This is a genomic window from Parafilimonas sp. (genome assembly GCF_051953455.1).
Taxonomy (GTDB): Bacteria; Bacteroidota; Bacteroidia; order Chitinophagales; family Chitinophagaceae; genus Parafilimonas.
Genome location: NZ_JBQCIT010000025.1, coordinates 126,785 through 141,755, shown reverse-complemented (window position 1 = coordinate 141,755; position 14,971 = coordinate 126,785). Strand labels below are relative to the sequence as shown.

Here is a 14,971-nt window from a genome sequence, read left to right as displayed (position 1 = left end):
TAGGTTATAATTTTCAACCGGTATTTACATTGGCAATTATTACCTGCTGTGCTATCTTGCAGCAAACGTTTTACATTGACCATTCCTGAGCTATATACCATTTACCAGCATTTTCCATCTGTTCAAACGGATACGCGAAAACTAAAAGAAGGCGATATTTTTTTTTCGTTGAAAGGCGATAATTTCAATGGTAATGTTTTTGCCCTGCAAGCACTTGAATTGGGTGCTGCTTATGCCGTGATTGATGAAGATGTTGAGGCAACAGATGAGCGTTTAATTAAAGTTGCTAACGTGCTTGAAACACTGCAGCAACTTGCCAGGTTTCACCGCGAACAATTCAATATTCCTTTTATTGCAATTACAGGGAGCAATGGTAAAACCACAACAAAAGAATTGATCCACGCAGTGCTTTCGGCTTATTATAAAACTTACACCACGGAAGGTAATCTTAACAACCACATTGGCGTGCCGCTTACGATTTTAAAGATTAAGCCCGATGCGCAAATGGCTGTGATTGAAATGGGCGCCAATCATCAAAAAGAAATTGAAAGCTATTGCAACATTGCGCAGCCAACGCATGGCATAATCTCCAATGTGGGCAAAGCGCACCTCGAAGGTTTTGGCGGAATAGAAGGCGTTAAAAAAGGGAAAGGCGAGTTGTATGATTTTATTCGTGCACATGATGGCGTTGTGTTTGCTTTTGACGATTATGATTACCTGCATGAAATGAGCAAGGGCATAGAAAAAGTTATCTGGTATGGAACACAAAGCGGTTTTATTTGCGGCCATGTGCAGGCCTCCGAACCATTTTTGAAAGTTGCGTTTAGCAAAGGCATATCATTCAAAACCATACAAACAAACCTGGTTGGCAGTTATAACCTGCCCAATATTCTATGCGCTGTTACGCTTGGCAAATACCTTAATGTGCCGGAAGAAAAAATACAATCAGCAATTGAAAGCTATGTGCCTTCCAACAGTCGTTCGCAATTGATGGAAATTGGTTCAAACAAAATAATCCTTGATGCTTATAATGCTAATCCTTCGAGCATGAAGGCTGCTATTGAAAATTTTAAAAATATTCATGCTGATCATAAAGTTTTAATATTAGGCGGCATGATGGAGCTCGGTGAAGAAAGTGTGCATGAGCATGAGCTTCTGGTGCGCCTTATTAAGCAAAACCATTTTGAAAACGTTATTCTGGTTGGCGGAAATTTTAAAACAACACATCAGCCATTTGTTTATTTTAATAATGCAGATGAAGCTTCGGTTTATATACAGCAACAACATTTTCATAATGCCTGTTTTTTAATAAAAGGCAGCCGCAGCATGCAGATGGAAAAAGTTTTAACGGCTTTTAACCCATAAAAAAATTAACTTCGCGCAAATTTTTAAGGATGGCAAAAGACAAACCATCTTACCTGTTAAGCGTTCTTACCAATCGTTGCCCCCGCTGCAGGCGCGGAGATATTTTCAAGTCAAAAAACGCCTATGCCTTAAAAGGCAGTGAATACATGAAAATGCATGATCATTGTCCTTTGTGTGGCCAGGCAACCGATCTCGAAGTTGGGTTTTATTATGGAACAGGTTATGTGAGTTATGGAATCACTGTTCTTTTTTCTATTGTAACTTTTATTGCCTGGTGGGTATTTATTGGCATATCGGCCAGTGATAACCGTGTTATCTGGTGGCTGGTCTGCAATGCAGTTGTACTGGTTATTCTTCAACCTCCGCTAATGCGTTTCTCACGAAGCCTGTGGCTTAGCTGGTTTGTAACATATGACCCGGACTGGGAAACCCATAAACCTGAAGATCCTGAAAGGATTGTAAAAGAGCATATGGGGAACTGGTAATGCTATTTTTTCGCAACAATTTTCTCAAAAAAAGTTTTTGAATTCATTACCGGTATTTCAGAAAAATAAAAATCATTTTTATCTTCTGTTATAATATAACTGCAGTTACTTTCCATGGCTGAATAATATTCAAGCCCGTCTTCAAAATCATTAATTTTTTTATTGCTGATTGTTTTTTCAACTACACTTCCGGTGGCGGGGATAATAAAAATATGTTGGCACAATAAAGCAATTTTTTCTCTTGCTGCCTTTGCTTTGTGTTTCTTTTCTGCAAAATAAAATGCAATGGCAAGACATATAGGCGAAGTATAAATTTCAAAATTTTTATTGCCTGAAAGGCTCAGTATGCGGGCACTGTGGGTAAAGAGCGGGTATTCTTTATTTAATACCGAAACCAGGATATTTGCATCAACAAAAATCTTCATTTTTTGGAAGCGAAATATTCTTTTTTTAATGACTTGCGCGAACGTGCTTTTGTTTGATAAACAGCTTCGCCTTCGGCCACCTGCCTCACCCAGTCTGAAACGGGAAACTCTTCAAAAGATGTATAGCCGGAAGAAGTTACCTTATCTAAAAGAAATTCAACAAGCCTGCTTAAACTTACATTGTTTCGCTCGGCATATTTTTTTGCCTTTGCAGCAACAGCTTCATTAAAGCTCAATGTAATTTTTGCATCCATAATCTAATATTTATGCAAAAGTAAGTACTTGTACGTATAGATAAAATATTTATTACGTGTAAATTTTACTTTTCAACTGTAAATTTATTTTCACCTGCTTTCAGCAGATATGTTTTGCCTTTCCAAATAAACTTTCCTGTAATTGGCGCCGGAAGATCTATATCAACATTCCACTTATTATCAGCAAAAACATAAGCAACTTTTATATCGCCTTTTGGATGCGGCATTGCTCCCGATGCATTGGTTAATGCACCCAAATGAGGTTCGATTTTTACTTTCGAAAAACCAGGTGCGTCACTGTCAATTCCTAAAACAATCCTGTACAATTCAATATTCGGGCTGCTGCCCCAGGCATGGCAATCGGAACGGGAACGGTTCACATCGTCCATCTCTGCCCAGGTGGTTAAACCCATTGCCAAATTTTGTTTCCATATACCCAGCCAGTTAAGATAATTATTTCCAAAACCAGCTTTATTTAATGCCTGGTATAAATAATACCTGAAATAAACAGAAGCGGTTGCAAGTGTTGTATCATTCAATAACTGGTTGCCTAATGCATGTGCAGTACTGCCTTCGCTAATACCGGTTATTATTGCCAGCGCATTTGCATGTTGCGAATAGTATTTTTTATCTTTTGTATCTGCAAATATTTTCCTTTTATCATCCCAGTATTTTTGCTGAATGGTTTTCTTAAGCTGTGCAATTTGCTTTTCATACATAGCTGCATAATCATTCATTCCAATATTTTTTTCAAGATCACAGGCAGATTCATAAGCCATTAATAATTGCAGATCGAGCAAAGCAGAATTACCGTTGCTGTCAATGGGGCCTACGCCGCTTTGCCATCCCGGTGCATTTACCCAATCAGTAAATTCCCAGTAAGGTGCATTATGCAGGCTGCCATCAGCCTGTTGTAGTTTATGAAAGAACGATAAAACCTGCCTTGAAATCTGCAGTTTATCTTTTACAAAACTGCTGTCGCCGCGATACATGAAATAATCATGCAACATGCTTATCCATATCAAAGAAAATGTTGGAATTTCCTGGTGAATGCTGTGCGGGAAACGGCTTTCTGTAATTCCTTCTGCTAAAGTAGAATTGGCAATTTGCTGAATGCAGTTGCGCATCAGCCTGTCATCACCGGAATTATATAAACTCACCAATGCCTGTATGCGGGCATCGCCAATGTATTGCAATTGTTCATAGTAAGGGCAATCCATATAAGTTTCATAAGCATCTAATCTTGCAGTGTGCCAGCCAACTTCGAGCAGTTTGTTAAGCCAGGGATCGCTGCTTGCAAAAGTTGAATTGAATGTAAAAGGATAGCCCGTAAATATGCCATAGAAATCATTAAGCGTTAAGGCTTCCTCTTTTGTTGTTATATCTATGGCTACATAACGATAGGTTCTGTAAGAAAGAGAAGAAAAAACCTGATGTTCACTGCCGCTTGAAATAATTTCATCTTTCACGCCCACTATATGTTTTCCTTCAATTTCATTGCGGTTGCCTTTTTGATTTTGTCTGCGCCAGTCCGCAGTATTGGGTTCATCAACATACAAGGCTTCTGCATAAGTAAGTTGAATATCTGCTTTTTTTCCTTTGCTGAATTGCAAAACAGGAAAAGCGTTGGTAAGAAATTCCTGATCAACTAAAATATGCGCGGTTGTGTTGGCCGCAATGATTATAGGATGATCGCCCTTTAAAAAATTATCATCGGCAGTTATATTTTTTTGTGCCCTTATTTTTTGCAGGCGCTGTGGTTGTAGTTCCATCAGGGGTATGGGCCTTGGAACCAGCATCCAGCTTGAGTTCCAGTTATTGGCCGGTTTAGGGTTGCCAATGAATAATTCATGCGCATTCAGCCATTGTTCATCATTAAAATTTGATGTTTCCCACCCGGCAGGATATCTATTCATGTCAATTTTTTCTGTGGCGCCGGCTGCATAATATACATATATCAGTTGCGGCTGCAAAGGCGAATAAGCTATGTCTTCAATACACTTCCAGCTTTTATTGGTGTTTAAAATTTCTTCTGCTTTTGTATCGCCCTGTAATATAAAACCTGTTTGAAAGGAAGCCTGCCATGCGGCTTTTGCATCGCCAAAATTCCACACCAAAGCAGCAATAATGTTATTGTCTTTTTTAAGATAAGGTGCTATATCAACCGTTTCAAAATTCCAGTGAAAAAGATCACCTTTTGCCGGGCCCATAGAAACAAGTTCTCCGTTTACAAATAATTTATACCGGTTATCTGCAGATACATGAATGATAAATTGTGAAGGCTTTTCATTCAATACAATTTCTTTTCTGAAATGATAAATGCCATAACCATGCTGATTGGTCCCGGGCACATCAATCCATTTGGCATTCCAGGGCTTTGCAGTAATAGCAGGATTGATGTTTTGCGCATTAAAATACTGAAACGGGTAAACAAGCGCAATCAATAAAATTATAAGCTTCATGTAGCAAGTTTAAATGAAGATAATTAATATTGAAAACGGAATTGTACTGTGCTGTGCTGTTTTAGTAAAGCTGTTTGCACATTATTAAGAACCATTTCTTTAATTTGCCCTATTGATATGAATTTGCTTTCTCCTGCCATATCCAAGCTTGTACGCCTTCGTTACAGCAGCATTGAAGAATGGATGAACCATCCCATAACGGCGCAGCGTGAAATTTTGCAGGACCTTGTTACACATGGCCAGCATACAGATTTTGGCAGGAAGTACAACATGAAAAACCTGTTTACTGTAAAAGCATTTAAAGAAGCTGTTCCCATTCATGAATATGATGATATAAAACCCTGGATACAAAAATTAATGAATGGCGAACAAAACCAGTTGTGGTGTTCGCCGGTAAACTGGTTTGCTAAAAGCAGTGGCACCACAAGCGATAAAAGCAAGTTTATTCCGGTTACGGAAGAAAGCCTGGAAGACTGTCATTACCAGGCCGGCAAAGATGTGTTGACGCTTTATTACCAGTTTAATCCTGAAAGTAATTTACTTACCGGCAAAGGGTTGGTAATTGGCGGCAGCCACCAGGTAAACCAGTTGAATGAAGAAATATTTTTTGGTGATTTAAGCGCTGTGCTCATGCAAAATATGCCCATGTGGGGCCAATGGATACGCACGCCTGAACTGGCCATTGCATTACTGGATGAATGGGAAACAAAAATTGAATCGCTGGCACAGTCAACCATATTTGAAAACGTAACCTCTATATCGGGTGTGCCCACCTGGACACAGGTTTTAATAAAACGCATTCTTGAAATAACCGGCAAACAAACGGCCAGGGAAGTATGGCCCAATCTTGAACTGTATATGCATGGCGGTGTATCGTTTACACCATACAAAGAAAACTTTAAAAGGTTGATGGGTGATGGCATTCATTACATGGAAATGTATAATGCAAGTGAAGGGTTTTTTGCCGCGCAGGATAATCTTAATGAAGAAGGCATGCTGCTGTTTTTAAACCACGGTATCTTTTATGAGTTTATGCCGGTGGAAGAATATGGCAAGCCAAATCCTGAAACGGTAGGATTGAATAAAGTGGAATTGGGAAAACAATATGCGCTTGTCATTTCAACCAACGGCGGTTTATGGCGCTACCTGGTGGGCGATACCATTCAATTCACCACATTATTTCCTTTCAGGATAAAAGTTACCGGCAGGCTCCGGCATTTTATTAATGCTTTTGGCGAAGAAATTATTGTTGAAAATACGGATGCGGCCATTGCTGCCGCCAGTAAAAAAACAGGCGCGCTTGTAAATGATTATACAGCTGCGCCCATTTATTTCAGCGAAGAAAATAACGGCGCCCACGAATGGCTGATAGAGTTTGAAAAAGAACCGACCAATATGGAGCAGTTTGTGCATGAACTTGATTCATCATTAAAAAACCTTAACAGCGATTACGAAGCCAAGCGTTATAAAAACATTGCTTTGCGCTTGCCTGTTGTACATAGTTTAAAACATGGCGTCTTTAATTTATGGCTGAAGCATAAAGGAAAATTAGGCGGCCAGCATAAAGTGCCGAGGTTAAGCAATGACCGGAAATATATTGATGAGATACTACAGTTAATGCACGCAAATACACAACCGGCGTAGCTGCTATTTCCATCCCCCGCCTAATGCCCGATATAATTCTACTGCGGCCGATAAGCGCTGGCGCTGTATATCTGCCAGCGTCAGCTCTGCTGAAAGCGAATTACTCTGTGCGGTAAGCACTTCCAAATAATCCGCCAGGCCGCTTCTGAATAATAATGTAGCATTACCGATTGCCTTATGCAGCGTATCAACCCTGTTGGAAGAAATTTGCTGCTGCGCTTTTAACTTATCTAACTGCACTAATGCATTTACCACTTCTCCACCGGCTTTTAAAACTGTTTGCCGGAATGTTATTACAGCTTCATCTTTTTGTATGGCGGATACCTCGTATTTTGTTTTAAGGTTTCTGTGCTGCAATACTGGCTGTGCAATACTGGCACCCGCAGAAAAAAAGAGCGATGCAGGTATGGAAAACCATGTATTGGTTTTAAACGCATTCAATCCGCCACTGGCTGTAATGTTCAAAGAAGGATACATAGATGCTTTGGCTACGCCCACGTTTGCATTAGCTCTCATTAATTCCATTTCGCTTTGCCGCACATCGGGCCTGCGGCTTAATAATGCAGCAGGCAGCCCTGTTGAAAGATCATCCCACACATACATGGAATTGATATCAGCATTCCTCGCAATTTTTGCAGGCAGCTTTCCCGATAGAATTTTAATTGCATTTTCCTGTATGGCAACCTGTTGTTCAAGCTGCGGTATTAAAAGCGCTGCTGTTTGCTTTTGCACCTCTGTTTGCTGAACAGCAAGTTCTGTTACCTGCCCCGCAGCTTTTTGCAATTGCATCATCCGCACAAGGGAATCGGTTAATGCAAGATTTTTTTGCGCAATAGCAAGCTGTTCATCCAGCATTAAAAGATTATAATAACCTGTTGCAATTTCGGCAACCAATGTTGTCCTTACTGTTTTAGCGCCTTCATAAGAAGCAAGATAATCTGCGAGGGCAGCTTCTTTCTGCAACTTGATTTTTCCCCAGGAATAAACATCCCATGATACAGTTGCGCTTAAGCTGTAATCTTCAACATGGTTCTGCCCGATAAAGCTTTCAAGGTTTTTGCCATTCAGGCTGTTGTTGGAAGGGTTGGTTGTAAATGCAGCTGCGCCAACATCAACTGAAGGAACATAATTCATCCTGGCCTGTTTTACGTATGCCTCTGTTTCTTCGATGCGCTTCACTGCAAGCTGCAGGTCATAGCTGTTGCGTAAAGCCGTATCAATTAAATCAATTAATGTTGGATCTTTAAAAAAGGTTCTCCATTCCATTGCTGCTATACCTGAATCTGAAGCGGCAACACTATCCTGGAAAGTTGCGGGCAACTGTACTGTTGGGTGCTGGTATTTTTTTCCTACAGTACAGCCGCTTATAAAAATTATAAATAGAAGTTTATACAAATAATTTATCCGTTGCATTGCTTTTTTTTTAATTATTCACTTAATGCAGGCGCTGCTTTTTTTGACGCACTGCTTACTTTCTCCTGCAGGTACTGGAATATCACATACAAAACAGGAATGATAAATACGCCAAATACAACACCGGTAAGCATTCCACCCACCGCGCCGGTGCCGATGGAGCGATTGCCCAAAGCGGAGGCACCTGTTGCCCAAACCAATGGCAATAACCCCACTATAAAAGCAAGAGAGGTCATCAATATCGGGCGAAGGCGAAGCTGCGATGCCTGCAGGGCCGAATCAATAATAGAGGCACCCTGTCTTCGCCGCTGCACGGCATATTCAACGATAAGTATCGCATTTTTAGATAACAGTCCCACGAGCATTATCAATCCAACCTGTACATAAATATTGCTTTCAATGCCTGCAATTTTTATAAAAGCAAATACGCCTAAAATACCTGCAGGGATGGTGAGGATTACTGCCAGCGGAAGAATATAACTTTCATATTGTGCAGACAAAATGAAGTAAACAAACAATATGCTCAGCAAAAACACAATGGCAGTTTGGTTGCCCGTTGCTATTTCTTCCCTCGTCATGCCCGTCCATTCATAAGAATACCCTTTGGGCAATGATTGTTTGGCTGTTTCTTCAATTGCTTTAATAGCATCGCCGGTGCTGTATCCCGGTTTAGGCGCACCATTAATATTTACAGCGTTGTAAAGATTATTGCGTGTTATGGTTTCAGGGCCATACACACGTTTCAGTTTTACAAGTGTATTTACGGGAACCATCTCGCCATTATTGTTCTTTACAAATATGCTATTGAGTGATGATGCGTCTTCGCGATACTGAACATCAGCCTGCGCCATTACACGGTAATATTTTCCAAAACGGTTAAAGTCTGATACGAAACTGCTTCCGTAATACACCTGCAATGTTTGCAACAGGTCGCTTACATTAACGCCAAGTTGTTTTGTTTTTTCATTATCAACTTCAATCTGGAACTGCGGGTTACCCACTGAAAAAGTAGTGAACGCTGCCGCTATTTCAGGCCGCTGCATTAAAGCGCCAATGAATCCGTACGCGGTTTTACCAAGGTCATCAAGTGAATGATTGCCCCTGTCCTGCAGCATAAATTCAAACCCGCTTACATTACCAAAACCCTGTATGGTAGGAAATGTAAAGAAGAAAGTGTTTACATCTTTTACAGCGCTTACATCCATCATCATAGAATTAGTAAGCTGATTTATACTTTTTACTTCACCTCTTTCTTTAAAAGGCTTTAATCTTACAAAGCCTGCTGCATAAGGAGATGCATTGGCATTTGAAATAAAGTTTAAACCATCAACTGTGTATTTTTTATAAACAGATGAGTAGTGTTTTAAAATGCTGTCAATCTTTACTGTTGCCCTGTGCGTCCTGTCCAGCGAACTTCCGGGAGGTGCATTTACTGCATATAAAATAAAGCCCTGGTCTTCTGTGGGTATAAAGCCTGTAGGCGTTTGCCGTATAAGGAATATGGTTGTAATTGTTATTACAATCAATCCGCCAACAGCCACCCATTTTCTTTTTAATAAAAATGATATACTGCTTTTGTAGCGATTTGTCATTGCAGAGAAACCTGCGTTGAAGGCCTGGAAGAACCGGCTGGCAAAACTCTTCTTTTTATTGTCACTCCCTTCTTCTTCATTCTTTAAAAACAATGCGCACAATGCAGGGCTTAGCGTTAACGCATTAACTGCTGATATAAGAATAGCGATTGCCAGCGTAAAGGCAAACTGCCTGTAAAAAACACCGGCGGGGCCCTGCATGAATCCAACAGGAATAAACACTGCTGCCATTACAAGCGTAATAGACACAATGGCGCCCGATATTTCGTTCATCGATTGAACAGTGGCGGCCCTTGCAGGCAATTTGGTTTGTTCCATTTTTGTATGCACGGCTTCTGTTACCACAATCGCATCATCCACCACAATACCAATTGCAAGCACGAGCGCAAACAACGTAAGCAGGTTAATCGTAAATCCAAAAAGCTGCATGAAAAAGAATGTGCCTATAACAGCTACCGGCACAGCTATAGCTGGAATTAGTGTGGAGCGAAAATCCTGCAGGAATATAAACACCACTATAAACACCAGTATGAAAGCAATAACCAGTGTTTCCCTCACCTGACCAATAGATGCATCAAGAAATTCTTTCGAATTATACATGATGGTTGTTTCAACTCCTTTCGGCAGTTGCGAAGAAAATTCTTTTATCTGTTTTTCAGCTTCGGTAAGAATATCATTGGCATTTGAACCTGCTGTCTGGAATATGGCAAAGCCTGAAGTAGGGCCATCATTCAGCCGGCTGCTGGATGAATAAGTGAATGAGCCAAATTCAACACGCGCCACATCCCTCAACCTTATAAAAGAACCGTCTGCATTGGCTTTGATAATAATATTCTCATAATCTTCATTCCTGTTCAGCTTGCCTTTATATTTCAGTACGTATTCAAATGTTTGCGTGCTGCTTTCACCAAAACGTCCCGGCGCTGCTTCAAGGTTTTGATCGCGTATGGCATTGGTAACATCCTGTGGCGTTAAATTGTTAGCTGTTAACCTGTCTGGCTTTAACCATATACGCATGGAATAATCCCTTGTTCCAAAAATTTGCGCATCACCAACACCGGGTATACGCTGTATCTGCGGAATGAGGTTTATCTTGATATAATTCTGCAGGAAGGTTTCATCATACGTATTGTCTTTGCTTGATAAAGCCACAAACATGATGATGCTGTTCTGTTGCTTTTGTGTTGAAATACCCGATTGAATTACTTCCTGCGGTACCTGGCTTACTGCTTTTGAAACACGGTTCTGCACATTCACAGATGCGATATCGGGATCCGTTCCCTGCCTGAAATAAACAGTGAGTGTCATACTTCCGTCGTTGCTTGAATTGGAAGTCATGTACGTCATGTTTTCTACGCCGTTAATAGCCTGCTCTAACGGTGTTGCCACAGAACGTGCAACCACTTCGGCATTGGCGCCGGGATAAGATGCCGTAACCACAACGCTCGGCGGCGCTATGTCGGGAAATAAAGTAACGGGTAATGTGTATAAAGAAATACAACCCAATAACAATAATATGATTGATACAACGGTTGATAAAACCGGGCGTTCAATAAATCGCTTTAACATCAGGAATAAAAGTTTTATTAGCTGATGAGATAAGTTCATCAGCCGGTCTATTTTATTTAAATAATTGCTGAAAGAATTTGAAGCCGGTGAATAAATTATATCCTGCCTGAAGCTTTATCCATGCTGCATTTCACCGGCTTTCAAATTTTATAAATTACTTATTGGCCTTGCTTTAAATAAGCTGTCTGTTGATACAGGTTGTGGATTAATCATCATTCCATCCCGAAGGTTAGCGATGCCAGATAAAACAATTTTACTGTTGGAAGCAAGGCTGCTGTCAACAAAGTAATAGTTAGCTGTTTTACCGGAAACATTGATGGGCGTTCCGGTAACCTTATTGCTGTCGCTTACTACATAAACAAATACTTTGTCCTGTATTTCGTAAGTAGCTTCCTGCGGTACCACCAATGCTGATGTATATAATTTGGGAATTCTTATTTTACCTGTATTGCCGGAACGTAAAACGCCGGATGTATTCGGGAAAGTAGCACGAAAACTTATTGAACCTGTCGTTTCATCAAACTGGCCTTCTACTGTTTCTATTTTCCCTTTTATTTTATATAAACTATCGTTGGCCAATTGCAGTTCCACCGGCGGAACATGCTTTAATTTTTCTTCGATTGTATTACCTTCAAACTGGTTTTTAAATGCAATGAAATCAGCTTCGCTCAAAGAAAAATAAGCATATACTTCACTTACATCAGATAATAAGGTAAGCGGCTCTGCAGAAGTTTTGCCAACAAGGGCGCCTGTTTTATACGGAATCTTTCCTATGTAACCGCTAACCGGTGCTTTAATTAATGTATAACCCACATTAATCTGAGCAGCACTTACCATTGCTTTGTTTTGGCTAACGGCAGCAACAGCGGCATCATAATTTGCCCTCGCTGTTTTTAACTGAACATCAGAAATAACATTGTTATCTACAAGTGGCGTTAAACGATCCAGCTCAACTTTCGTTCTTTGCAATGTTGCTTCAGCAGATTGCAAGCTTGCTTTCGCATTATTAAGCTGCTCAACGTATGGCGCATCATTTATTTTAAATAATGGCTGGCCTTCTTTTACATAAGCGCCTTCATCCACATACATTTTTTGCAAATACCCATCTACCTGTGGCCTTATTTCAACGTTCACTTTACCTTCTATTGAAGCAGGGAATAATTGATAAGTGGTGGCAGAGGCTTCCGTTACAGCTATCACGGGCAATTGCGGCGGCGGCATAGCGCCTGTATTGTTTTCTGCTGCAGATTCATTGCAACTGTATGTGATGCCAATAATTATTGCGCCTGCTATTAAAATAAGCAGCTGACTTTGGACAATACCCTTTATTAGACGTATCATACGTTTAAATTTTAATTGTTTGTAATTGGTAAGAAAATCGCAAGAGTGCAACACAATGTTGCATTGGTTTAACCGGTGTTGCTTTGCTTATTCGTTGTTATCAACGAGTGTTTCAGGTTCAATGCTTAACAACAACAACATCTTTCTTTAAGCAATGAGGTTAACAATTCCATTTCGCAAAAGTAGAAAAGGTTATTGCGAAAGCTATTTACTTAATCAAGGGAATTATTGCACTTTTAAAGGGAATTTCTCTGAAACAACAAAGGCGTTTGTCCTGTATGCTTTTTAAAGAAGCGGTTAAAATAGGCATCGTCTTCAAAGTTCAGGTGGGCTGCAATTTGTTTTGCATTAAGCTCTCCCCAAAACAGCAAACGTTTAGCTTCGGTGATTCTTTTTTCGTCAATCATCTGCTTGGCTGTTTTACCGGTTACCATTTTAATTGTATCATTCAAGTGCCCGGGAGTAATATAGATCATATCGGCATATTCGGCCACCTGCGTTTTGCTTAAATAATGATCATCCACCAATGTCCTGAACTGTTGCAATATTTTATTTTGTGATGCATTCATAATGGCAAGCTTTGTTTTACACGTGCCCAGTCTTGCTGCCGTAATTAAAAATGCGTTTAAGAGATTCCTGATCACCAAATCTTTTTGATGCCGCAGCTCTGAAAATTCCTGCTGTATAAGGCTGGCATAGGTTTTCAATTCATGGAAATCTTTATTATTCACTACGGGAATCACTATCTGGCTGAACATACATTCCCAGCAGGAGAGCGTTGTTCTTACATCATTTAAAAGATAATCCTTGCTAAAAGCAATATGGATCATCTTAATGCCTTTATAGCCAGTTAAATGGTCAACCTGTTCTGGTGATGAGAATAAAACTGCAGGAGCTTCCACTTCGTATTTTCTGAAATCAACATTACCGCTCAATGTTCCCTCAAGCAACAGCGCCACCTTATAACCAATGTTGCGGTGCGGCACTTTCATGCGCGAAGGAATATTTTTATCATCCATTATCTTAATAACAAAATCAGCATCAGGCATGCATTCCTTCCAGCTCAATACGGGAATTGATGAAGTTGTGCTCATAACAAAAATTTTAGCGAAACAAATTAAACCAACAAATTTAGCTAACAGAAAACATTTATATGTGCGGTAAAACATATAAACTTTAGAATCATACATAAAATTTATTGTTCTATTTTAGTACGGCTGTCTATATAACAATAAAATTTTTGGCTGTAAGAGTTAGTAGCTAACATTGCAGCTTATTTAAGTAAACAAAATATTATGGTGAAGGATAAAGTTTGCATTGTTACCGGCGCTGCCCGTGGAATTGGCGCAGCCATTGTAAAAAAATTAGCTGAAAACGGCGCCCAGGTTGCCTTTACATATATAAGCGACAGCAGTGCTGAAAGGGCTGCTGTCCTGGAAAATGAATTAAGTAAAGACGGCATAAAAGTGAAAGCTTATAAAAGCAATGCAGCCGATTTTGTACAATGCGAAACTTTGGTGAATGATGTATTGAAAGATTTTGGAAAGATTGATGTATGCATAAATAATGCAGGTATCTCTAAAGATAATTTACTGTTGCGCCTTGCGCCGGACCAATGGAATGATGTAATAAACGTAAACCTCAACAGCGTTTATAATATGACCAAACAGGTTATCCGCCCGATGATAAAAGCAAGGTCGGGCAACATTATAAATATGAGTTCCATTATTGGTATTCGCGGTAATGCTGGGCAGGCAAGCTATGCGGCTTCAAAAGCCGGTATTATTGGGTTTACAAAATCTGTAGCGCTGGAGCTTGGCAGCCGCAATATCCGCTGCAATGCAATTGCACCGGGTTTTATAGAAACAGATATGACACATTATTTAAAAGAAGGTACTGCTGCTGATAATTTTTTAAAAGATATTCCGCTCGGCAGGTTTGGCAAGGCCGATGAAGTGGCTAACCTCGCCCTTTTCCTCGCCAGCGATATGAGCGCTTATATAACCGGGGAAGTTATAAGTATATGCGGCGGGTTAAGCATTTAGCAGTATTGTGTTTTATTGTTAAGTTTCGCGCAGTTTTTTGGTTGTTTTCTCATTGTGTTTTTTATTTGCAGCTCCAAATGAAGGTTAGAAAAATCATAGCGGTTATATGTTTGGTCGTGCTTTGCACGCAGGTTATACCCTTACGCCAGATTGGCGCTATGCTTTTTAATAACCAGATTACGGAAGAACTTACACATAGTTCAGATTACAGTAAAAGGATTAGTGGTGAAAAAGAAGCGCATCATTTCTTTCCTGTTTTAAACATAACCGCAAAAGAGCTTGCTGCTACCAACAACCTTAGTATTTATTCCCGCTCAGCCTTGGTTAAGCTGCATATTGCAGAAGTACCCACACCGCCTCCCAATATTTAGTATAA

The 14,971-nt window shown here is 40.1% G+C and carries 12 protein-coding genes; 5 read left to right on the top strand and 7 right to left on the bottom strand.

Annotated elements, in window-relative coordinates; translation table 11 throughout:
• Positions 1-75: 75 nt before the first annotated feature.
• Complete coding sequence (locus tag ACTHN6_RS09950) at positions 76-1,365, top strand: UDP-N-acetylmuramoyl-tripeptide--D-alanyl-D-alanine ligase (RefSeq protein WP_440435606.1); 1,290 nt, start codon at positions 76-78, stop codon at positions 1,363-1,365.
• A 29-nt stretch (positions 1,366-1,394) separates the two neighbouring features.
• Entirely contained in the window at positions 1,395-1,850 is a 456-nt protein-coding gene (locus ACTHN6_RS09945) for a DUF983 domain-containing protein (RefSeq protein ID WP_440435605.1), read from the top strand.
• Positions 1,851-1,852: 2 nt separating this feature from the next.
• Here ACTHN6_RS09945 and ACTHN6_RS09940 read toward each other — a convergent pair whose 3' ends face one another.
• From ACTHN6_RS09940 to ACTHN6_RS09930, 3 genes are all read right to left on the bottom strand, one after another.
• The gene (locus ACTHN6_RS09940) at positions 1,853-2,275 is read right to left on the bottom strand and encodes a PIN domain-containing protein (RefSeq protein ID WP_440435604.1); all 423 of its coding nucleotides are present in this window, start codon (positions 2,273-2,275) and stop codon (positions 1,853-1,855) included.
• Positions 2,272-2,529, bottom strand: a complete 258-nt coding sequence (locus tag ACTHN6_RS09935; RefSeq protein ID WP_440435603.1) for a DUF6364 family protein — start codon at positions 2,527-2,529, stop codon at positions 2,272-2,274. Before ACTHN6_RS09935 ends, ACTHN6_RS09940 begins: the two co-directional genes overlap by 4 nt.
• Before the next feature lie 65 nt (positions 2,530-2,594).
• A complete protein-coding gene (locus ACTHN6_RS09930) occupies positions 2,595-4,991 on the bottom strand; it encodes an alpha-L-rhamnosidase-related protein (protein WP_440435602.1) in 2,397 nt (798 codons plus the stop codon).
• A 117-nt stretch (positions 4,992-5,108) separates the two neighbouring features.
• Between ACTHN6_RS09930 and ACTHN6_RS09925 the strand changes: the two genes are divergently transcribed.
• Positions 5,109-6,635, top strand: coding sequence for a GH3 auxin-responsive promoter family protein (locus tag ACTHN6_RS09925; RefSeq protein WP_440435601.1), 1,527 nt, complete (start codon positions 5,109-5,111; stop codon positions 6,633-6,635).
• 3 nt (positions 6,636-6,638) lie between these two features.
• On the opposite strand, the gene ACTHN6_RS09920 is transcribed toward ACTHN6_RS09925, so the two are convergent.
• From ACTHN6_RS09920 to ACTHN6_RS09905, 4 genes are all read right to left on the bottom strand, one after another.
• On the bottom strand, positions 6,639-8,048 hold the full coding sequence (locus ACTHN6_RS09920; protein WP_440435600.1) for an efflux transporter outer membrane subunit: 1,410 nt from the start codon (positions 8,046-8,048) through the stop codon (positions 6,639-6,641).
• Between the two features lie 14 nt (positions 8,049-8,062).
• Entirely contained in the window at positions 8,063-11,209 is a 3,147-nt protein-coding gene (locus ACTHN6_RS09915) for an efflux RND transporter permease subunit (protein WP_440435599.1), read from the bottom strand.
• Positions 11,210-11,356: 147 nt separating this feature from the next.
• The gene (locus ACTHN6_RS09910) at positions 11,357-12,550 is read right to left on the bottom strand and encodes an efflux RND transporter periplasmic adaptor subunit (protein WP_440435598.1); all 1,194 of its coding nucleotides are present in this window, start codon (positions 12,548-12,550) and stop codon (positions 11,357-11,359) included.
• 236 nt (positions 12,551-12,786) lie between these two features.
• Positions 12,787-13,644 (bottom strand): helix-turn-helix domain-containing protein, encoded by an 858-nt coding sequence (locus ACTHN6_RS09905; RefSeq protein ID WP_440435597.1) that lies wholly within the window; start codon positions 13,642-13,644, stop codon positions 12,787-12,789.
• Positions 13,645-13,845: 201 nt separating this feature from the next.
• Between ACTHN6_RS09905 and fabG the strand changes: the two genes are divergently transcribed.
• Together fabG and ACTHN6_RS09895 are read left to right on the top strand one after the other, a co-directional pair.
• Positions 13,846-14,595: a 3-oxoacyl-[acyl-carrier-protein] reductase gene (gene fabG / locus ACTHN6_RS09900; protein WP_440435596.1), complete on the top strand. Its 750-nt coding sequence runs from the start codon at positions 13,846-13,848 to the stop codon at positions 14,593-14,595.
• A 77-nt stretch (positions 14,596-14,672) separates the two neighbouring features.
• Positions 14,673-14,966, top strand: coding sequence for a hypothetical protein (locus ACTHN6_RS09895; RefSeq protein WP_440435595.1), 294 nt, complete (start codon positions 14,673-14,675; stop codon positions 14,964-14,966).
• Positions 14,967-14,971 lie beyond the last annotated feature (5 nt).

Bases quoted from the DNA above. Each gene is read 5' to 3' on its own strand.
- fabG (WP_440435596.1), top strand. From the start codon at position 13,846: ATGGTGAAGGATAAAGTTTGCATTGTTACCGGCGCTGCCCGTGGAATT.
- ACTHN6_RS09935 (WP_440435603.1), bottom strand. From the start codon at position 2,529: ATGGATGCAAAAATTACATTGAGCTTTAATGAAGCTGTTGCTGCAAAG.
- ACTHN6_RS09925 (WP_440435601.1), top strand. From the start codon at position 5,109: ATGAATTTGCTTTCTCCTGCCATATCCAAGCTTGTACGCCTTCGTTAC.
- ACTHN6_RS09910 (WP_440435598.1), bottom strand. From the start codon at position 12,550: ATGATACGTCTAATAAAGGGTATTGTCCAAAGTCAGCTGCTTATTTTA.
- ACTHN6_RS09895 (WP_440435595.1), top strand. From the start codon at position 14,673: ATGAAGGTTAGAAAAATCATAGCGGTTATATGTTTGGTCGTGCTTTGC.
- ACTHN6_RS09915 (WP_440435599.1), bottom strand. From the start codon at position 11,209: ATGTTAAAGCGATTTATTGAACGCCCGGTTTTATCAACCGTTGTATCA.
- ACTHN6_RS09945 (WP_440435605.1), top strand. From the start codon at position 1,395: ATGGCAAAAGACAAACCATCTTACCTGTTAAGCGTTCTTACCAATCGT.
- ACTHN6_RS09920 (WP_440435600.1), bottom strand. From the start codon at position 8,048: ATGCAACGGATAAATTATTTGTATAAACTTCTATTTATAATTTTTATA.
- ACTHN6_RS09930 (WP_440435602.1), bottom strand. From the start codon at position 4,991: ATGAAGCTTATAATTTTATTGATTGCGCTTGTTTACCCGTTTCAGTAT.
- ACTHN6_RS09905 (WP_440435597.1), bottom strand. From the start codon at position 13,644: ATGAGCACAACTTCATCAATTCCCGTATTGAGCTGGAAGGAATGCATG.
- ACTHN6_RS09940 (WP_440435604.1), bottom strand. From the start codon at position 2,275: ATGAAGATTTTTGTTGATGCAAATATCCTGGTTTCGGTATTAAATAAA.